16 protein-coding genes are annotated in these 18,901 nt (G+C 35.8%); 10 read left to right on the top strand and 6 right to left on the bottom strand.

The features are described 5' to 3' along the window. The first annotated feature begins 25 nt into the window (after window positions 1-25). The 7 genes from ACNFU2_RS04560 (at window position 26) to ACNFU2_RS04530 (ending at window position 10,022) form a co-directional block, all read left to right on the top strand. Complete coding sequence (locus ACNFU2_RS04560; protein WP_306612482.1) at window positions 26-3,511, top strand: DUF2723 domain-containing protein; 3,486 nt, start codon at window positions 26-28, stop codon at window positions 3,509-3,511. Between the two features lie 100 nt (window positions 3,512-3,611). Further along, window positions 3,612-5,096, top strand: a complete 1,485-nt coding sequence (locus ACNFU2_RS04555) for a hypothetical protein (protein ID WP_418123917.1) — start codon at window positions 3,612-3,614, stop codon at window positions 5,094-5,096. Window positions 5,097-5,157: 61 nt separating this feature from the next. Next, window positions 5,158-5,688: a DUF1697 domain-containing protein gene (locus ACNFU2_RS04550; protein ID WP_273648143.1), complete on the top strand. Its 531-nt coding sequence runs from the start codon at window positions 5,158-5,160 to the stop codon at window positions 5,686-5,688. Between the two features lie 114 nt (window positions 5,689-5,802). Continuing rightward, window positions 5,803-6,612 carry a 3-deoxy-8-phosphooctulonate synthase gene (gene kdsA / locus ACNFU2_RS04545; protein ID WP_306612480.1) on the top strand — a complete coding sequence of 270 codons (810 nt, stop codon included), beginning with the start codon at window positions 5,803-5,805 and terminating at the stop codon, window positions 6,610-6,612. Between the two features lie 44 nt (window positions 6,613-6,656). Continuing rightward, complete coding sequence (locus tag ACNFU2_RS04540; protein ID WP_306612478.1) at window positions 6,657-8,888, top strand: TonB-dependent receptor plug domain-containing protein; 2,232 nt, start codon at window positions 6,657-6,659, stop codon at window positions 8,886-8,888. A gap of 170 nt (window positions 8,889-9,058) precedes the next feature. After that, window positions 9,059-9,436 (top strand): HYC_CC_PP family protein, encoded by a 378-nt coding sequence (locus tag ACNFU2_RS04535; protein ID WP_306612476.1) that lies wholly within the window; start codon window positions 9,059-9,061, stop codon window positions 9,434-9,436. A 112-nt stretch (window positions 9,437-9,548) separates the two neighbouring features. Next, on the top strand, window positions 9,549-10,022 hold the full coding sequence (locus ACNFU2_RS04530) for a DUF3347 domain-containing protein (protein ID WP_418123913.1): 474 nt from the start codon (window positions 9,549-9,551) through the stop codon (window positions 10,020-10,022). Between the two features lie 126 nt (window positions 10,023-10,148). Here ACNFU2_RS04530 and ACNFU2_RS04525 read toward each other — a convergent pair whose 3' ends face one another. From ACNFU2_RS04525 to ACNFU2_RS04505, 5 genes are all read right to left on the bottom strand, one after another. Further along, window positions 10,149-11,267, bottom strand: a complete 1,119-nt coding sequence (locus tag ACNFU2_RS04525; RefSeq protein ID WP_306612472.1) for an FAD-dependent monooxygenase — start codon at window positions 11,265-11,267, stop codon at window positions 10,149-10,151. Window positions 11,268-11,285: 18 nt separating this feature from the next. Beyond that, window positions 11,286-11,795 carry a GNAT family N-acetyltransferase gene (locus tag ACNFU2_RS04520; protein WP_273648139.1) on the bottom strand — a complete coding sequence of 170 codons (510 nt, stop codon included), beginning with the start codon at window positions 11,793-11,795 and terminating at the stop codon, window positions 11,286-11,288. 23 nt (window positions 11,796-11,818) lie between these two features. Beyond that, window positions 11,819-12,412, bottom strand: coding sequence for a hypothetical protein (locus ACNFU2_RS04515; RefSeq protein ID WP_273648138.1), 594 nt, complete (start codon window positions 12,410-12,412; stop codon window positions 11,819-11,821). A gap of 318 nt (window positions 12,413-12,730) precedes the next feature. Further along, window positions 12,731-13,597 carry a sigma-70 family RNA polymerase sigma factor gene (locus tag ACNFU2_RS04510; RefSeq protein WP_055859010.1) on the bottom strand — a complete coding sequence of 289 codons (867 nt, stop codon included), beginning with the start codon at window positions 13,595-13,597 and terminating at the stop codon, window positions 12,731-12,733. A 237-nt stretch (window positions 13,598-13,834) separates the two neighbouring features. After that, entirely contained in the window at window positions 13,835-14,626 is a 792-nt protein-coding gene (locus tag ACNFU2_RS04505; RefSeq protein ID WP_273648137.1) for a S1/P1 nuclease, read from the bottom strand. A gap of 343 nt (window positions 14,627-14,969) precedes the next feature. On the opposite strand from ACNFU2_RS04505, the gene ACNFU2_RS04500 reads away from it, so the two are divergent. The 3 genes from ACNFU2_RS04500 to ACNFU2_RS04490 are packed head-to-tail and all read left to right on the top strand — an operon-like array spanning window position 14,970 to window position 18,011. Further along, window positions 14,970-15,887 (top strand): type VI secretion system baseplate subunit TssG, encoded by a 918-nt coding sequence (locus tag ACNFU2_RS04500; protein ID WP_228457021.1) that lies wholly within the window; start codon window positions 14,970-14,972, stop codon window positions 15,885-15,887. A 55-nt stretch (window positions 15,888-15,942) separates the two neighbouring features. Beyond that, window positions 15,943-16,845 (top strand): TssN family type VI secretion system protein, encoded by a 903-nt coding sequence (locus ACNFU2_RS04495; RefSeq protein ID WP_306612465.1) that lies wholly within the window; start codon window positions 15,943-15,945, stop codon window positions 16,843-16,845. Window positions 16,846-16,871: 26 nt separating this feature from the next. Then, entirely contained in the window at window positions 16,872-18,011 is a 1,140-nt protein-coding gene (locus ACNFU2_RS04490) for a hypothetical protein (protein WP_172282477.1), read from the top strand. 131 nt (window positions 18,012-18,142) lie between these two features. Here the strand turns inward: ACNFU2_RS04490 and blaIND are convergent, their stop codons facing one another. After that, window positions 18,143-18,865, bottom strand: a complete 723-nt coding sequence (gene blaIND / locus ACNFU2_RS04485) for an IND family subclass B1 metallo-beta-lactamase (protein WP_306612463.1) — start codon at window positions 18,863-18,865, stop codon at window positions 18,143-18,145. Window positions 18,866-18,901 lie beyond the last annotated feature (36 nt).

Here is an 18,901-nt window from a genome sequence, read left to right as displayed (position 1 = left end):
AGGCAAAGATAAACTGATATATTATATGAAAAACTGGACTTTCAGGCAATGGAACACCGTTTTAGGATGGGTGATTTTCGTTATTGCATTTATTACTTATTTTTCAACGATAGAACATTATTTGAGTTTTTGGGACTGTGGTGAGTACATATCTTCTGCAGTAAAATTAGAAGTAACGCACGCTCCCGGGGCTGCTTTATTCCAGATTGTGGGCGCTGTAGCGGCCATTTTTGCATTAGGAAAAGGCGAAAATTATTCTATCGTAATCAATGCAATGTCTGCTACGTTCAGTGCTTTTACAATCTTATTTTTATTCTGGACCATTACGCATTTTGTAAGACGATTACTGAATAAAGATTTTGAAGAAGTAACCAAACATCAGGAAATTTCGATTCTTTTTGCCGGTGTGATAGGCGCGTTGTGTTTTACATTTTCCGATACTTTTTGGTTTTCAGCGGTTGAAGGGGAAGTGTATTCCATGGCTTCAATGTTTATTGCGCTTTTGGTATGGCTGATCACCAAATGGGAAAATGAGTATAACACTTCGGACAATGAAAGATGGATCATTCTTATTTTCTTTATCGTTGGACTTTCAGTAGGTGTACACATGATGTGTATGCTATCTCTCCCCGCAATCTGCCTGGTATACTACGCCAGAAACTATAAGTTCACGTGGAAAAATTTCATCTGGGCAAATCTGATCACGTTGGGGATTCTGATTATTGTATTTAAAATTATCTTCCCACTCATCATGACGATGTTTGGTAAACTAGAGATATTCTTCGTCAATGGTTTGGGACTTCCTTTCCATTCAGGAACAATTGCGGCTTTTATTCTTATGGTAGCAATATGCTATTTCATGATTAAATATGCGAGAAAAAGTAAAAAAAGTATTTATCAGACCGTAGCATTATCAATTGTTTATATGGTAATCGGCTTCTCATGTTGGATGGTCATTCCAATCAGAGCTAACGCAAACCCGCCAATGAACCTGAATGATCCCGATACGGCTATCGGTATGCTAGATTATTATAACAGAGCTCAATATGGAGACTGGCCGACAATTTACGGGCAAAACTATACCGCTTTCCTTGATGCCAACGGAATTGAGAAAAATGAAGACGGAAGTTTTAAAACAAAGAAAACCGGCGACATTTATGAAAAGGATGAAAAAACAGGAACCTATAGAAAAACAGGAGAGCGTTTTAACTATGTTTTCAGTAAGTCCCAGGTAAGTTTAATGCCCAGAATGTTTAACGAAGATAAAGATGTTATGGCGAACTATATTTCAATGTATGGGGCTCCTGACTTCACCTTCAATTATGGAAATGAAGATGTGGCAGATAATCCTCAGGCAAAAGAGATCTTCAATGAACTGAGAAAGAAATACGAAGATAAAACGATTACGGCAGCAGATTACCTGAAAGTAAAGCCATACGATCTTATTAATGTTCAGAAGCCTTCTCTGGCTCAGAATATGGATTACTTCATTACTTTCCAGAACGGATATTACTTTGTAAGATATCTGATGTGGAATTTTGTAGGAAGACAAAACGACAGAGAAGGACATATGGAAAGTACCAATGGAAATTGGATTTCCGGATTTTCTTTTATAGATAATGCCATGTGGGGAAATCAGGATAAGATGCCTGCTAAATTTAAAAATGAAAGCACGGTTGCCTTTTTCTTCTTACCCCTTATTTTAGGATTAATCGGATTCTTCTTCCAGCTTAACAGGGATTTTGGGAGGTTTTACGCATTGCTGTCATTGTTTATTCTCACAGGTGCCGGAATTGTTTTTTATACGGGAGTAAAACCTTTTGAGGTTAGAGAAAGAGATTATGCGATGGTGGGCTCATTCTATGCTTTTGCTATATGGATAGGTTTAGGAGCGGGTGCTATTTTATGGTTCTTACAGTCTAAAGTAAAGTCCGGTGCAGCGAATATTGTTGCGGGAGTGATTTTACTGGGTATACCTTTTATGATGGGATTCCAGAACTATAATACGCATGACCGTAGCCGTAAATCAGCAGCACACGATTATGCCTACTCATTTCTGAAGTCTTTGCCCAAAGAGGATATTATATTTCTTTATGGAGATAATGATACCTTTCCTGTTTGGGCGATTCAGGAAACCGAAAATTTCCGTGATGATGTAAAAACAGTCAACTTTACATTGCTTGCTACTCCCTGGTACTGTGATCAGGTAAAGAGAAAAACCTATAACGCCAATCCAATCCCTGGGGAACTTACGCGTGAGGATTATAAAGATGGTGTGAACGATCAGGTTTACATTATGAAAAAAGAAGACTGGCAGAATATTTTTGAAAATCTTAAAGAACATGGAGCGCCTGAAACGGAATTTCAGGCTTTTAGAAAATATCTTACCCAGGATTCCATTACTCTAAAAGAAGCAATCAGTTTCATCAAAATGAAATCTCCTGAAAAGGATGAAATTCTTAAAATGATTTTCGGAGAGGCACATTACGAGAAATACAACTTCTTACCGGTGAGTAAATTTATTTTACCTGTCAACAAGGAAAATGCTTTAAAAGCAGGGATTATCAATCCAAGTGATCTTCCAAATACTGTCAATCAGATTATGATCGATTATAAAGCGAATACTCTTTTTAAGGGAAACCTTATGATGTTCGATATTTTTGCCAATTTTGATTGGAAAAGACCGATTAACTTCTCCTCAGGTGGAATTTATGACAGTGAAAATATTTTCTATCTGGATGATTATTTACAATTTGATGGTTTCAGTTACCGATTGGTTCCTATTCATACACCACCTAGCAGCGATGGAGATATGGGAAGGGTAGACGCCAACTCTCTATACAATGTGGTTAAAAACTTCAAATGGGGTAATTTTAAAGATCTTACCAATCATTATGATGAAACTGCAACATCCAATATTATATATTACAGATCAACAGTCAGCAGAGCTGTAGGAGCTTTATCATCCGCCGGACAGAAAAATAAGGCAATTGAATTGTTAGATCTTGCCGCAAAAGAGATCCCGACGGAGAAATACAATGATCCTCGCTCTTTAAGCTCAATTGTGTACGGATATATTGTAGCTGGACAGGAACAGAAGGGATTAAAATTGGCAGAAGTTCTTAAGAAAGGAATATTTGAAGAGTATGATTACTATTTAAGCCTTAGCCCTGGTGATCAGAGATACCTGAGAAGACAAATGGGAGCTAAACCTATGGAATATTCTCTTGTGGTTTCTGCTGTAACTTCTGCATACAAAGCTATTGGGCGGAAAGATAAAGCATATGATTATCTTGTGAAGTCGATAGAGCCTATAGATAAAAAGTTCAATGTGTTCATTAAAGGCCTCCAGCAAATGGGTAAGGAAAAAGCGATGAATGAATCTGAAAATGTACAGAGAATCACTCCGTTCTATCAGTACTTATTTGATATTATGAAACCTTTTGATTCTACTTATTCCAAGGAAAAAGAACAGCAGATTACAACAGCAATCATGAAAGCTACCCAATAAAAGGCTTTCAAAACATACTTAAAACGGAACTTCGGTTCCGTTTTTTTGTTATTGTATTCATAAATTTTTAAGGTTATATTTGTGGCATTAAAGAAGCACAATGTCTGAAAGAACAACTAAACTTCCAATCTATGCTGTAATTTTTACAGTGGTTTTTAAGCTCCTTTTCTTACTGACGCACCATATTCAGGAGGATGCATTCATCACCTGGCGGGTCGCACAGAATTTAATGGATTATGGAGTAATAGGGTTTAACGGAGATACAAAAATATCGGCATCTACAACGCATCTGTATGTTTTTGTCTCCTACCTGTTCAACCTTATTTTCGGTAAAGAATACTTTATTGAACCTCTTCTTATTTTCAACTCCATATTATTTACAATAGGAAGTTTATTCTTATCTCATCTGCTTTTAAAAAATCCATGGCATAAAGCTGTTTTTATTTTTCTGTTTGGAATTTTACCACCTTCAATAAAAATTTCAATTCTGGGAATGGAATATGGGCTTCTCTTCTTCCTTGAAATGGCTTTGCTGTATTATGGTTTTAAAAAGGAAAAGAAATGGGCATTTATTGTACTTCCTATCCTTATTTTATTTACAAGAATTGATACTGTTATTTTTTTAGGTATTGTATTCCTGGTCGATATATTCTGGAATAAGAAAATACGATGGAGCTACATTTTTGGTGGAATACTGGGGATTTCCTTTGCCCTGGCGTTCAACTGGTTTTATTTTGGAGAATGGGTTAACAATACCATTGTTGCTAAAAAACTACTTTATGATAAGAATTTTACATTCGGGCAGGATGTGGAATATTTTATTTCTAACTACGGAAACTTCTGGGGAATGCTCAAATTACCCGGCGATTTTAATCCGTTTACAATCGTTGTGCTGCTTTTTGAATTGGCCTGTTTTGTTTTTCTGGTCCGCCAAAGAGAAAAGAGGAATTATTTCTTATGGATGATTTTCATTTTTGGATGGGTGAAGCAACTGGTCTTTCTTTCTCAGAAAAGTTTATTCGACTGGTATTACTGGGTTCCTCAGATTTTACTTTTTGTCCCGGTCCTTATTTTTGTGCTCGAGCAAAAGGTCAAAAAAGATCTATGGCTGTTTTTATTGGTTATTATTTATATCGTTCCTATGATGATTTTCCAGACCATACATTCCATTGCAACAGGCAACGGAGAATGGAATTACAGAAGATCGATCGGAACTTCCTTAAACTTTTATGAAAAAGATAAAAATCAGTGGATCTTACTAGAACCAGCAGGATATGTACCTTATTTTTCTGGGTTGAAGACAATTGATGAAGTTGGTTTGGTGGATAAACAGATTCAGACCGAAATCAAGAAAGATAAAGCCAATTACTGGATCAACACCGTTAAAAAAAGAAAACCCAAATATCTGCTTTCTTATAATGACTTATTTAAAGGAAAAGATGCGGAATATTATAAAGCTCACTACAGATTATTGGAAGAATTCAGGATAAAAGACCATCTAAAAAGTGAGAATACAATTCTGGAAAAGATTTATCGTCTTAAACCTTCCGGGACGGATTATAATTTGTACGTTAGGATAAAGTGATAGGTAGTTGCTCTCAACTTTTGACAAACCTGTAATAATCAAACCTTAAAAAACTAAAACTATGAAATACTGTGCTTTTCTTCGAGGTGTGAATGTAAAAGGAACGAACATGAAAATGGCCGATGTTTGTAAAGTCTTTGAAAAAGCCGGAATGAAAAACGTAAGCTCTATTCTGGCTTCCGGAAATATTGTTTTTTCTTCCGATAAGAATGTGGCAGATCTTAAAAAAATTCTGGAAGCAGCAATGTCTGAACATTTTTCTTATGATGCTTTTCTTTTTATCAGGTCTGGTGCTGAAATTGAAAACTTCTGGAACGGAAATCCCTTTGAAAAAAACGAAGATTTTCATAGCTATACTTTTATAGGAAATGAAGGTGTAGAAGCTATTTTAATGAAAGAATTTGAATTGTCTTCCAAAGCTGAAAATGAGAAGGGTGAGATTATCAATGATATTTTTTACTGGCAGGTTCCTAAGGGGAATACATTAGACTCCAGCTTCGGGAAAATTCTGGGAAAGAAAAGTATGAAAGACCAGTTTACCAGTAGAAATATTAATACTTTTGAGAAAATTCTTAAGAAGATGGAGTCTTAATATTATTAATGTTTTGGAAAAAGACCTTGAAATTCCAGTAATATTAAGGCTTTAAATAATTTCGGATTCTGAAACATTATAAGTATTTTTACTGAACTTTTTAATTATAATAAAATGATTCAGTATTTAGATAATATCCATCACAAAGATTCAAAAAACTTTTTTCTTACAGCAGGACCTTGTATCATCGAAGGCGAAGACATGGCATTGAGGATTGCTGAAAAAGTAATAGAAATTACCAACAAATATAATATACCATATATTTTTAAAGGAAGCTTCAAGAAAGCCAACAGAAGTAGAGTAGATTCCTTTACTACGATCGGGGAAGAAAAGTCTCTTGAAATTCTAAAAAAAGTTGGGGAAACTTTTAATATTCCTACAACAACAGATATTCATGAAAATGAGCATGCAGCTTTGGCTGCCCAGTATGTAGATGTTTTACAGATTCCCGCATTTTTAGTCCGTCAGACGGATCTTTTGGTGGCAGCAGCGAAAACCGGAAAATGTGTGACCCTGAAAAAAGGACAGTTCCTGTCTCCGGAATCTATGAAATTCGCTGTTCAGAAAATAACAGATTCCGATAATCAGAAAGTAGCAATTATTGAAAGAGGAAATTCTTTCGGCTATACAGACCTTATCGTTGACTACAGAGGGATTCCTACTATGAGGCAATATGCCCCTGTTATTCTGGATGTTACCCATTCTTTACAACAGCCTAATCAGAATTCAGGAGTTACTGGAGGAAGACCAGACCTGATTGAAACAATTGCAAAAGCTGGAATTGCAGTAGGGGCGGATGGACTTTTCATAGAAACACATCCTACACCGGAAACGGCGTTATCTGATGGAGCTAATATGTTAAGGCTGGATTTATTAGAAGATTTGTTACAAAAATTAACAAGAATTAAAGAATCGATTTTGTAATTGTTAAAAAATACTTAATTTTAGAAATTCTTAAAACATTTCTTTTGAAAAAACTAGTTTTACCGCTGAGCCTTATGGTTCCCATGTTAGTGTTCTCTCAGACAAAAAAGAAGGATACTGCAAAATACAGAGATATTGAGGAAGTTGTGTTCCAGAAAAAAGTCGTTGGTAAAACCAGTGATCTCAGTACTGTAAAAATCTCAGCCAAAGATGCTAAGAATGTTGCAAGTATTTCGGGAGGAATAGAAGGAATTCTGAAAACCTTACCTTCCGTAAACTCCAATACAGAGCTTTCTTCACAATATATGGTTCGTGGTGGAAACTATGATGAAAACCTTATCTATATTAATGATATTGAAATCTACAGGCCCTTTTTGATCAGAAACTCTCAACAGGAAGGGTTAAGTATCATCAATCCCGATATGGTTTCAACAGTTAATTTTTCTGCAGGAGGTTTTGAACCCCGATATGGAGATAAGATGTCCTCTGCACTGAATATTTATTACCGGGAACCTGAGAAATTTGAACTTTCCGGGGAAGCAAGTTTGATCGGAGGCAGACTAACGACCGGTTTGGCTTCAAAAAATAAAAAGCTGACTGCTTTATTTTCCGGCCGGTACAGAAATACCAATCTAGTTCTGAATACCTTGAAAGAAGATACCAATTTTAATCCTACCTATTGGGATTTTCAATCGTATATCAATTATCATTTCAATCCTAAGCTTAGTCTTTCATTTGTAGGATATTATTCCAAGAATGATTATGAAATGATTCCTAAAGAAAGGAGTGTGGATTTCGGAACGCTTCAGAGACCTCTTAATCTTACTGTTTTTTATGCAGGAAAAGAAAATGACCAGTATAAAAACATGATGGGAACACTTTCGATGAATTTCAAACCATCGGAAAAGTGGAGATTTACATTAGACGCTTTTGCCTATCAAAACAGGGAGCGAGAATATTATTCTATTCAATCCCAATATATATTACAAACATTTGATCCGATCACCGGAGCACCTATAACGACCTATGATACTGGAGGACAGATAGACCATGCAAGGAATGATCTTTTCGTAAGAACCTACGGAGCCCAGTTCAGAGGACGTTTTTCTCCGAATGTGAATACTGATATCGAAGTAGGGTTTAAATATGAAAAAGAAAACCTCAAGGATCTTACCAATGAATGGAAATTAATTGACTCTGCCGGCTACAGTATCCCAAGACCTATAGATGATCCAAGATTCGGAACACCGGGAGATCTTAAATTATTATACAGGATAGCAGGGCAGAACGCTATTGAGCCGACACGGTTATCAGCCTATGCACAGTATTCCCAGAAATTTTATTGGGGAACCAATAAGGTTTTCATCAACGCCGGAGCAAGGGTTGCTCATTGGAGCTTTAATAATGAAACCATTTTCTCGCCCCGCGTTCAGTTTGCTGTAAAACCTGACTGGGATACGGATATGTTATTCAGGCTTTCGGGAGGGATATACTATCAGGCACCTTTTTACAAAGAGATTAAGGACCTGGACGGGAATTTCAATAACACCATCAAATCCCAGCGTTCCATACAGCTGATTCTGGCAAATGATTATGAGTTCCAGATGTATGATCGTCCGTTTAAATTAACTACAGAAGCCTATTATAAAAAGATGGATGATCTTATTCCATACTACATGGATAATGTAAGGATCCGTTATTCAGGGAAAAATAATGCTTCCGGATATGCCTATGGACTTGATGCCAGGTTATTCGGAGAATTTGTTCCCGGAATTGATTCATGGCTGTCTGCAAGTTATGCGAGGGTGTATGAAAATATCGATGGGAGAGGGAATATTCCCCGACCTACCGATCAGAGGTTAAGATTTGCGATGTTCTATCAGGATTATATGCCTCAATTTCCTTCAATGAGAGTGAATCTTACTCTAACCTATGCAATGGGATTACCGACAGGATCGCCGATCATATTGGATCAGAACGGTGCACCGGACGTGAATGCCCCGTATAAATATCAGAGTACCTTACCATCTTATAAAAGAGTGGATATAGGACTATCCAAAGTATTCATTGATTCAAAAGATAAAAAACAGACATATGGTTTCTGGGGCAATTTTGAGGAGCTTACTTTAGGAGTACAGGTATTCAATGCATTTAATATCCGGAATACGGTAGCCAATCAATGGATTACCGACGCGAATACTAATCTGATGTATCCGGTACCGGTACGTCTGACCGGAAGATTTTTCAATGTAAAACTTGAATTTAAGCTTAAATAAGATTTTCACTGAGATGACCGTCTGATCATTAAAAACGGTTAATCTGAAATAGATAACATATAAAAAAGCTTCTGAAGATTTCAGAAGCTTTTTATTTCCCGAATTTTATAACAACGTTACATAATTTTATAACAACAAAATCAAAGATATTTTTACCTTTGCTTCAACATATGAAAAAGATTCTGGCCATAGTGTTTTCTATTTTCTACTTCGGATTTTCTTCCGGAGCTGTTTTTAGGGTGCATTATTGCATGGAAGAATTGGTTTCTGTAAGCCGGAAAACCGACGACATATGCTCTAAATGTGGTGTTAAGTCCAAAAAGGACTGCTGCAAGACAGAAATTAAGGTTTTAAAAGTTGATGAGTCACAAAAGTCAGATTTTCTGAAAATCAAATTACTGAAAGCGATTCCAAGGCTTCAAAGTGACGAAACTTTTTATGCAGACCGATCTTTTTCAGCTGAAAAATTTTCTCAAACCATTGTCAATCCACCACCTGATAGGAGATCAGTTCCTATTTTTATTGAACATTGTAATTTCAGAATTTAAAATTTAATCTTTCGTCCAATGGTTTTTATTGGATGAACAAAGATGATTATCACCATCTGTGATATTCCAGGACCTTATTAATAATAAAATTTTCAATTCTAAATTTAAAACAATGAAAAAGTATATCATTACAGCAGTACTTTCTATATTCTCAGTACTGTCTTTATCTGCACAGTCACAATCCAACCCTCAGGTTTCAAAATTATACCAGGATTATATTTTTATTAAAACAGCTTTAACAACGGACGATGCTGATAAAACATCAAAAGCCGCTGCAGAATTCGTTAAGACAGCTGCTGCAATAGATCCTAAAGTTATTTCATCGACTCATTTGTCTGCTCTGAAAAAGAATGCCGGTACTATTTCCGGAACCAAAAGTATAGATACCCAAAGAGAGGCCTTTCTGAATCTTTCAAAAGATATGATCGCGCTGACAAAGCAGTTCAAACTATCCGGAAAACCTGTTTTTGTAATGTATTGTCCTATGGCTGACGGAAGCTGGCTAAGTAATGAAAAGCAGGTTGTAAATCCTTACTACGGAAGTAAAATGCTTTCATGTGGGAGTATAAAGTCGGAAATTAAATAAAGACCTTAACTGTCTTTAAGATAATTGATTGTATAGTTTTATTTAAAGTGTAATTTAATTAAAGCTATACATTTTTTTTATTCTGTTTACTGACTTAGCGGAAGAAGATTGTTGACTCTATAATGGTTATAGCTCCAGATATACCAGTTTTTCAATCAGTTTTTTATTGGTACTTTCAGGGATTTGCCTCATTAAAAAGTTCCTGAATCCTGTGCCATATTTCCACAGAGATATTTTTCCAATCATCCGGCTGGTATTGACAACATAGTCTACTTTTTTTCTCCTTATTTTTTGAAAATTTTCGAAGACCCGGTTAAAATCTTTATTCTCTACGAGCAATTTTCCGATGATATAAGCATCTTCTATGGCCTGGCATGCACCCTGCCCCATATTAGGAGTTGTTGCGTGCGCGGCATCACCTATCAGGCATAAATTGTCAGAATACCATTCAGGTATGGGAGAGAGGTCTGTAATATCATTTAAAATGATATCCCCGGGAGAAGTTGCTTGTAGGATTTTTGTTACCAATGGATTGAAATCACTGAAAACAGAACAGAGATCAATATCTGGTTTAAAGCTTTTATCACTTATTACGGCATACCAATATACTTTTGTAGCTGACATCTTTACAAAACCGAAACGTTTACCTTTTCCCCACATTTCCAGAGCTTCATGATGGTACTCTTCCGGGAGATCGTAGTTAACGATGCCCCGCCAGCACTTTTGTCCTGTATTTCTGATGGTTCCTGTTTTTAAGATCTGATTCCTAACTTTGGATTTTATTCCATCCGCTCCAAAAACAACCATGCTTTCTACGGCTGTTCTGTTTTCAAAGTGTAACGTATAGTTATCATTTTTTTCTATACTTTGTAGATTATGACTTAGCTGAATGTTTTCGAAACCTATGTTTTCAGCAAGGATTTTTTGCAGCTCCGCCCTATGAATGGCTACATTGGAGACATTCAACTTTCTTTCAAGATCTGAACTATGTGTTCTTGAAATAGATCGAAATGAACCGTCAGTAATAGAGATCCCATGAATTTTATTCCCTGCATTTTCAACTTTTTCTTTTAGATTTAGTTGTTCAAATACCTTCATCGCATTCATGGCCATCATAATTCCTGATCCCACTGGCTTAATTTCAGGAGCTGACTCATATAATGTAACATCCAGCTGATGTTGTTTAAGGATATTGCCAAGGGTGAGACCTCCGATTCCGGCTCCGATAATTGAAATTGAATTCATATCAGCTTGATTATCTGCTTACAGGGTTAAAATATAATTTTCGGAAACTTTTCTAAAACCATATTTTTCAAAAAAATGATGAGCTCCTTTATTATCAATACCACTTTCCAAAAGGAGAAAGCTGATATTCCACTTACCGGATTCTTCGATCGCACTTTCCAGGAGGGTACTTCCGATAGATTGCCCGCGGTAAGACTGATCTAAGAGCATGTCTTCTAGCACTGCATAATTTTTAAAACCACTGTAAATCACATTAAAAACCAGCATCCCAATGATTTCTTTTTCAGCGTTTTCTGCAATTAAAATCCTGACCGTTGATGCAGAAGGACTTCCAGCATTAAAATCACTGTTAAACTGCTCTGTCAGAATGGATTCAAGATCAGCACTCCATTCTTCCGAACTTTCTGCTCTTCCTGAAATTATTTCTCCATGTGAAATGTATGACTTTGTTTTATGGGTAATAAAAAAGTCAACAAGTTCTTTAATCCGGCTTTTATCAGTAAGCCATTGAGTGGTATATTGCATCATTTGGATTTTTATTGTATTCTGAATTATTTCAGGTTTTTCAGCTCCTTTAATAGCGTATTTTGCTTATTAATGAATATGTTCAGTTGGTCTGTTTTCAGAGGATGAGCCTGCTGGTATTTTTCAATTTCAGGAAGTGTCTTTCTGATCTTAAAAGCGGTGTAAAGATCATTCATTTTCTTTTCATTGACATCGATCTGACTAATAAGATCCTTTATGTTTTTGACTTTTAAAGAATATTGATCAGAGCTTGCTTTGATAGATTTGGTTATTTCATTTTTCAGAATGGAATCGCTTATTGCATCAGTATGGTACTGAGCATCATGGTAGTATGATTCAGATTTGTCAAGGACTTCTTTATACTTAAAAATAACTTGAATGGCTTCCCTGTTTGCATCGCTTATTTTATCATCCAGTACTTTCAGATTGTTGTCATTCTTAATCAATTCAGAGTAAATCTGGTCGATCATATCACCACCCCGACCACTTTTAAAAGATCCTGAAACAGAAGATTCTGCATGATCCACTAAATTATCTGCAATAGGTGCATTCTCCGAATTATTTTCTTTGCAGGAGATTAGTAAGGCAACAAGGGATATGATGTAAAGTATTTTTTTCATGTGTTGTTTTTTTCAGTTGATATTTGTTGACTACAGAATTTTTCCGAAGATCTGATTATTTAATTTGATTAGTTGAATATATTTTTTGTATTGTTACAAACATTGAATTTATAAAATGGAATTGATATCAAAGCCTTTATTTTTAAAATTTATGAAAATTATAAAGTCCGGATTTAAAATTCCGCAGTTGAAGTAGCCTTTTATCCTGAGGCTTTCGCCGGCTTTTGATTGAGAGTAAAAAAAATCTCGATCATAAATACAAAGATAAAAAAAGCGGAGTCTGAAAATCAAACTCCGCTGCTAATTGTTTAGGCTAAATTATTTACCCAGGTAAGATTTTAAAATCTTACTTCTTGTATTATGTTTTAGTCTCTTGATCGCCTTTTCTTTGATCTGACGAACTCTTTCTCTCGTCAGGTCAAAAGTCTCACCAATTTCTTCTAAAGTCATTGGATGTTTTCCGTTTAATCCGAAGTATAATCTTACAAGATCCGCTTCTCTTGGAGTTAAAGTGTTCAATGCTCTTTCAATTTCAATTTGAAGAGATTCAAGCATTAAATCTTTATCCGGGCTTGGAGATTCTCCGGAACGCAATACATCGTAAAGATTAGAATCTTCACCTTCTACTAAAGGTGCATCCATAGACAGGTGTCTACCGGAGTTTTTCATAGATTCTTTAATATCCTCTTCGCTCATATCAAGAACTTCAGCCAATTCTTCCGGAGAAGGTGGTCTTTCATTTTCCTGTTCAAGGTGAGCGTATGCTTTATTGATTTTGTTAATTGAGCCAATCTTGTTTAGTGGCAATCTTACAATCCTTGACTGTTCTGCCAAAGCCTGTAAAATTGATTGACGAATCCACCAAACTGCGTAAGAGATAAATTTGAAACCTCTGGTCTCATCATATCTTTTTGCAGCTTTCATTAATCCTAAATTACCTTCATTGATCAAATCGGGTAAAGAAAGTCCCTGGTTTTGGTATTGTTTAGATACAGAAACTACGAAACGAAGGTTGGCTTTGATTAATTTCTCCAGTGCGGCTCTGTCACCTGCACGTATTTTTTGTGCCAAATCTACTTCTTCGTCTGCAGTAATCAATTCTACCTTACCAATTTCCTGCAAATACTTGTCTAATGAAGCAGTTTCCCTGTTGGTTACCTGCTTAGTAATTTTTAACTGTCTCATTTATTTTATCCTCAAACTAGAGTTACTATATATTATACGCTTGAAGAGGTCAAAAGGTTACACCAGTTTTAATTTTTTTTAAACATAAACTGAATTTTGCGCAAACAAAAAGGCGAAACCGAAGTTTCGCCCTATCTTTTTAATCGTTGAAATTTTTAGAATCACACTTTAGAGGTTAGATGTTGAACAAAAATATAACTCAACATACCACCCTGAGTTCTATCACGATCAATCTTATTAAAACAGGTCGTTCAACAATTTGGCCAGTCTTAAACCTCCGTAAAGAAGTTGCCTTTCCAGAGTATCGTTAAACTTATACTGGTAGTCAAATGATAATTTGGATCCATCCGGTGTTTGCGCATATATTTTATTGGCAATTTTATGCGAATCGTACAACCAGTCTTCCAATGTCCCGTACTGAATTTGCTTCACTTCATCTTTTGATTTGATATCCAGTAATCTTGAATATTCCGTGTAGCTGTATTTTTGGGAATCAACCAATTTTCCGTCCCAGACAGAGTGCAGGTTGGTTTTTTCTCCGAAATAAGTAACATTAATCTTGTTGCCTCCCAGATCTTCCGCTCTTCCTACGTGTAAAGGCTGTGCTAAATCTCCCATAATATGGATCAGGAAAATCAATGCAATTTTTCTATCTTTCTCAGGGGTTTTTTCATCTTTTACCTGTGCAGATAACGTATTTACCTGAGAATAAAGGCTTGGTCCCGCCTGTGCTTTTAAATTTTGCTCAAAGGTTTTAAAATCAGTCTGCGGATCAATATTTACATAATGCCATGCTGAAGCCTGCTTCCATACCCCTGTTGTATCCGATTTAATAAAGTCCGGCCAGTTAGCCCAATAGGCCAGGCGTTCCTTGCCCATAATTTTTCTGATTTCTCTTCTTGCCTTTCCGGAAAGATGATTCTCTGCGATTTCTGCAATAATTCTGTGTCCCGTTAATCCCCACGCAAATGAATAAAGAGAAGAGGAAATGAATGCTAAAATTAAAATTTTAGAATAAATACTTTTCATTGTAAATAACATTTTCAATCTGCAAAGATAACTTAGCTTTTGGTAATAAGGCGTAAAAAAGTGAATTTCTTATTATTATAATAAGGTTAATAAAATTTAATCATATTCATGGATTAAACCATGTTCCAATTAACAGGTAGCTACGTATTCTTTTATTTTATATTTTTTATCCGGAACCCGCTTTGATTATACAAAATTTTTATATTTTTACTGCTGTTATCGATAGTATTGTCGTAGAAATATAAAAATTGAATAATATTTTTTTTTTTCATTGCGATGAGATATATTATCTTTACAGGCCATAATCACAGGAAACACTATGTATGAGAATAATATTGTAGATATGCATTACAATAAGCTGCAGACAGATTTTAAAGCAGAGTCTGTAGCCGTTAATCTTTTGAAATATCACAGGAGTGTAAGCAATATTTTCATTGATCGTATAGGCATCAATGACAGGGCTTATCTTAAAGATATCAAAAGTATTTCAAGTAATTATCTGGGATTTGATGAAGAAGTATTTACGATAGAAACTTACAGGGAAGGGATATACGACTATCTTCCGGAAGGTTTGTTTCATCCCCCTTCATTAAGTACCTCAAGAAAGAATGTAGAAAGTGTTGTTAAGGAGATCCGCAAACAAAAAAGGATTGAGGAAGACGCGCGCAAATTTTTTCGTCCATTTGAATTAGAAATCTTTTTTACCGAAATCAGTGCTCTGTCTAAGGAGTTTGACTTTGATGTATCAAGCGATACCGATACACTGCTTGAAACGATCAGTGAGCTGTGGCCTATTGTAAGACATCTGGATACAAAGAATGCCTATATTTTTATGCATATTTTACCTTTTTTCCATAACATCCGTGGAGATAAAAGGTGGTTTGAAAGATGCCTGACTGCCTTCCTTCAGGTACCGGTAGAAGTTACCTTCACTCCTAATGTTATTGAGGATATAGAGGAAAATGACGACTCTATGCTTTTAGGAAATTCCCGATTGGGAGTTACTTATATTCCCAGTGGCAGGCATATGGACGGACAGCGTAACTGGGTTGTGAATATAGGACCCATTCCGTACGAAAAAATGAAAATGTATATTCCCGGAAATCCATTCAGAAAAGTTCTCCAGGCGTTATACGATTATTTTCTCCCTGTAACGGTAGATGTAGTGGAAAATTTTATCACCGAAAAACAGGAATATTCATTTAAGCTGGAAGATGATGAAAGAAATGCAAACCGCCTTGGATACTCTACATTTCTGTAAAATAATTTAGCTATATTTACAAGCACCAATACATTATAAATTTGAAAAACAACCAATGGAAATTTCTTCAGTAAAGGGAATCTTTTTAAGATATATTTTAATGCCTTTAATAGCAGTAATCATGATGGTTATACTCGGTATAATCAGAAGAAATAAACCTGCAATTAAAATTAAGGTCATTATTATTTATGTGCTGCTATGCAGTTTATGTTTGGCTTTGCCCGGATTTTTTGGGTTTGCCGGAAATCTATTTAACCCGTATTGGTATCTTATAGCACAAATCATTTACCTTATTTTTGGAATTATCCATGTCAACCTATTGGATAAATATTTCAAAAAACACATTGACTCATTGCCGATGAGCATTTTATTTGAGTCTATACTTTCATTAACGTGTATTGCTTTCGGAGGATATCTTTTTGTATTGCTGTTCAAATGGATGAGTGTGGGAACCGGTAATGCGGTCATGTCTGCAACGAGTGTTATCATATTTCTTGTTCCGATGGTGTTTCATTATTGCTATGTTCAGTTTATCAGTATTCCGGTGGATATTTATAAAACATGGCGTTATTCTCCAGAGCAGAGGCTTCCGGATTTTGAAGGCGCGGATTTTGATAGACTTATGGTATTGAATGTGGAATTGAGTAAAAACTTAGAAGATTCCAACAGGTTCAGAATTAAGGCTAAGACTTTGCCAACCGGAGTAACATTTGGAGACTGGTTTTATAGGGTAGTGGATGACTACAATCACAAAAATCCTAAATCGATCATTCACCTTACGGATGCAGACAGAGAATCTTATTACTGGATCTTTTATACTAAAAAATCATTTTTCAGCTTTAGAAAATATATTGATTTTAACCAGGATATTAATACAAACGGGATTTCTGAAAATGAAGTCGTAATTTGTAAGAGGGTTATTCAGCATGAAGAAGAAGGAATAACAAGAAAATCATAACCACACAAAATTTAAAAGTATTTAATATGATACAGCCTATTAAACATTTTGCAATCAATTGGGTTGACGGGATGAAAGTTTCCCAGAGACACCTGAATGATCAGGATAATTTTTTAATTGATACCATCAGGGATTCCAATTCATTGGGAATCACTCCTTATAATTACGGGCTTCTTCCTATCTCAAATGAATTTACAGATAAAACCATTTTTGATGTTCACAATACCGCGACGAATGATGTACAGCTGGTTATCAAACGTTGCAGTGCTGTAACACTGGCCGGATACAGAATGGAGCTGTCGGACAGAAGGGTAAGCGTAAAATCATTGGCGAAGTCCATGAATGAAGAACAGGCTGATGGAGAATATTACATTCTGATTTCAGTAAATCCGTTTGATAAAGTACCTTTTGGAGATATCGATCCTGAAGAGATCCCTCCAAGACACCCAAATGCCCAGCCGAATTACCATATTGAACTTCTTCCTGTAACGTCGCTCAACAGCAGCTATTCCGGAGGAAATTATCTGATCGTGGGAAAGGTTGATCTTAAAGGTAATATTGCCCAGGTTAATTCCAATTTTATTCCGCCATGTACTTCTATTCAGAGCCATCCTGTTCTTATTGATTACTATGGCAGTTTTGCTAAATCTATTGGAAATCTACAGCAGTATGCGTTCAAGATCATTCAGAAAGCTTCTCATAAAAATCAGAATACGGCACTGGCACAAAACGTTAAGTTTTTGTGTAATGCCATGATCAATACGTTCGGGGATATGTATTTTCAGTTCAGAAATGTGATTCCCTGGCAACCACCGGTATTTTTAATTGATTCTTTCGCAAAGCTGGCGCTTCGTCTTTATAATTCTACCCAGGTTCTGGTTCCTGCCGAGCTGGAAGAAATGCTGAATTACAGTTTGGAATGGAGTGAAATTGCCCCTCATACGTTATTGAATCAGCTTTCTATTGTTGCTGAAACCAATTATGATCATCACAATTGTGGTGAGCCTTTGCTTTATATCCAGCAGATGCTCAGAAGTCTTGAAATTATTTTCTCCAAATTAAGTGAACTTGATTATATCGGTCAGAGAAAAGAAAATATCATCGTTAATGAACAGGAAGTTTCCAATAACGCTAATCCGAAAAGAGGTTGGAGCGTATTGGATTAATTGATCCATATTAAAATATTAAAATCCCGTGTTACGGGATTTTTTTGATGAAACAAGCTTTGTAAACATGATTAACACAGCAGAAAGTATGTTTAAATAAAAAAAGCCCAGGCAAGTTGCCTGGGTTTTTGCTATTTTTTATTCAGGAGATCTATTGTATGCTCTACATGACCTCCACCTTTCCATTCATCATGTCCCGGAATAACCATCGTTGCTCCGGCATACCTGGATTTTAATTTTGCCATTGTCTGAGGCCACGCCTTTACATTAGCTTCTCCGGTATATCCTAAATCTGCCGCCATTCTGCTTTTTACCAGACATCCTCCATCTAATATATGGTATTTTGGGAACCATACCACTACATTATCTGCAGTGTGTCCCTCTCCAAGAAAATCAACGATAAACTCTTCTCCTCCAATGCGATAGGGTTTTCCTGTTTTTATAATTTCAGTAGAGGTTGCTTTTCCGTTCTTCTTTAAGATTTCGTTGGTTTTTTCCGTTGCATAGGTCTTGATGCCCTTGTTATTATAAAAACTGAGATCTCCTGCTCTGTCCTCATGGGAATGGGTGGCAAATACAGCAATAACAGGAAGATTATGGCGCTTTTGTATTGTATCTATCAGGCTTTGATACTGTGTTTTCTGCCATGGAACATCAAATAAAACGACTCCTTTTTTAGTAATAAGATATACTGCGTTGGTAGAATATTCCTTACCACCAAATACTCCAAAAGTTTTGTATATATACAAATTGGGCTTAATAGGTGGTTCTATTACAAAATCTCTTATCTGGGCATGGATGAACTGGCTTAGAAACACAATGGAAATAATCAGAAACTGACTTCTTTTTTTCATAATTTTTAGAATAATAATTTAATGATACTGCTTTTA

It is taken from the genome of Chryseobacterium sp. PTM-20240506 (assembly GCF_048296755.1).
Lineage (GTDB): Bacteria > Bacteroidota > Bacteroidia > Flavobacteriales > Weeksellaceae > Chryseobacterium > Chryseobacterium proteolyticum.
This window is presented reverse-complemented; position numbering and strand designations above follow the sequence as displayed.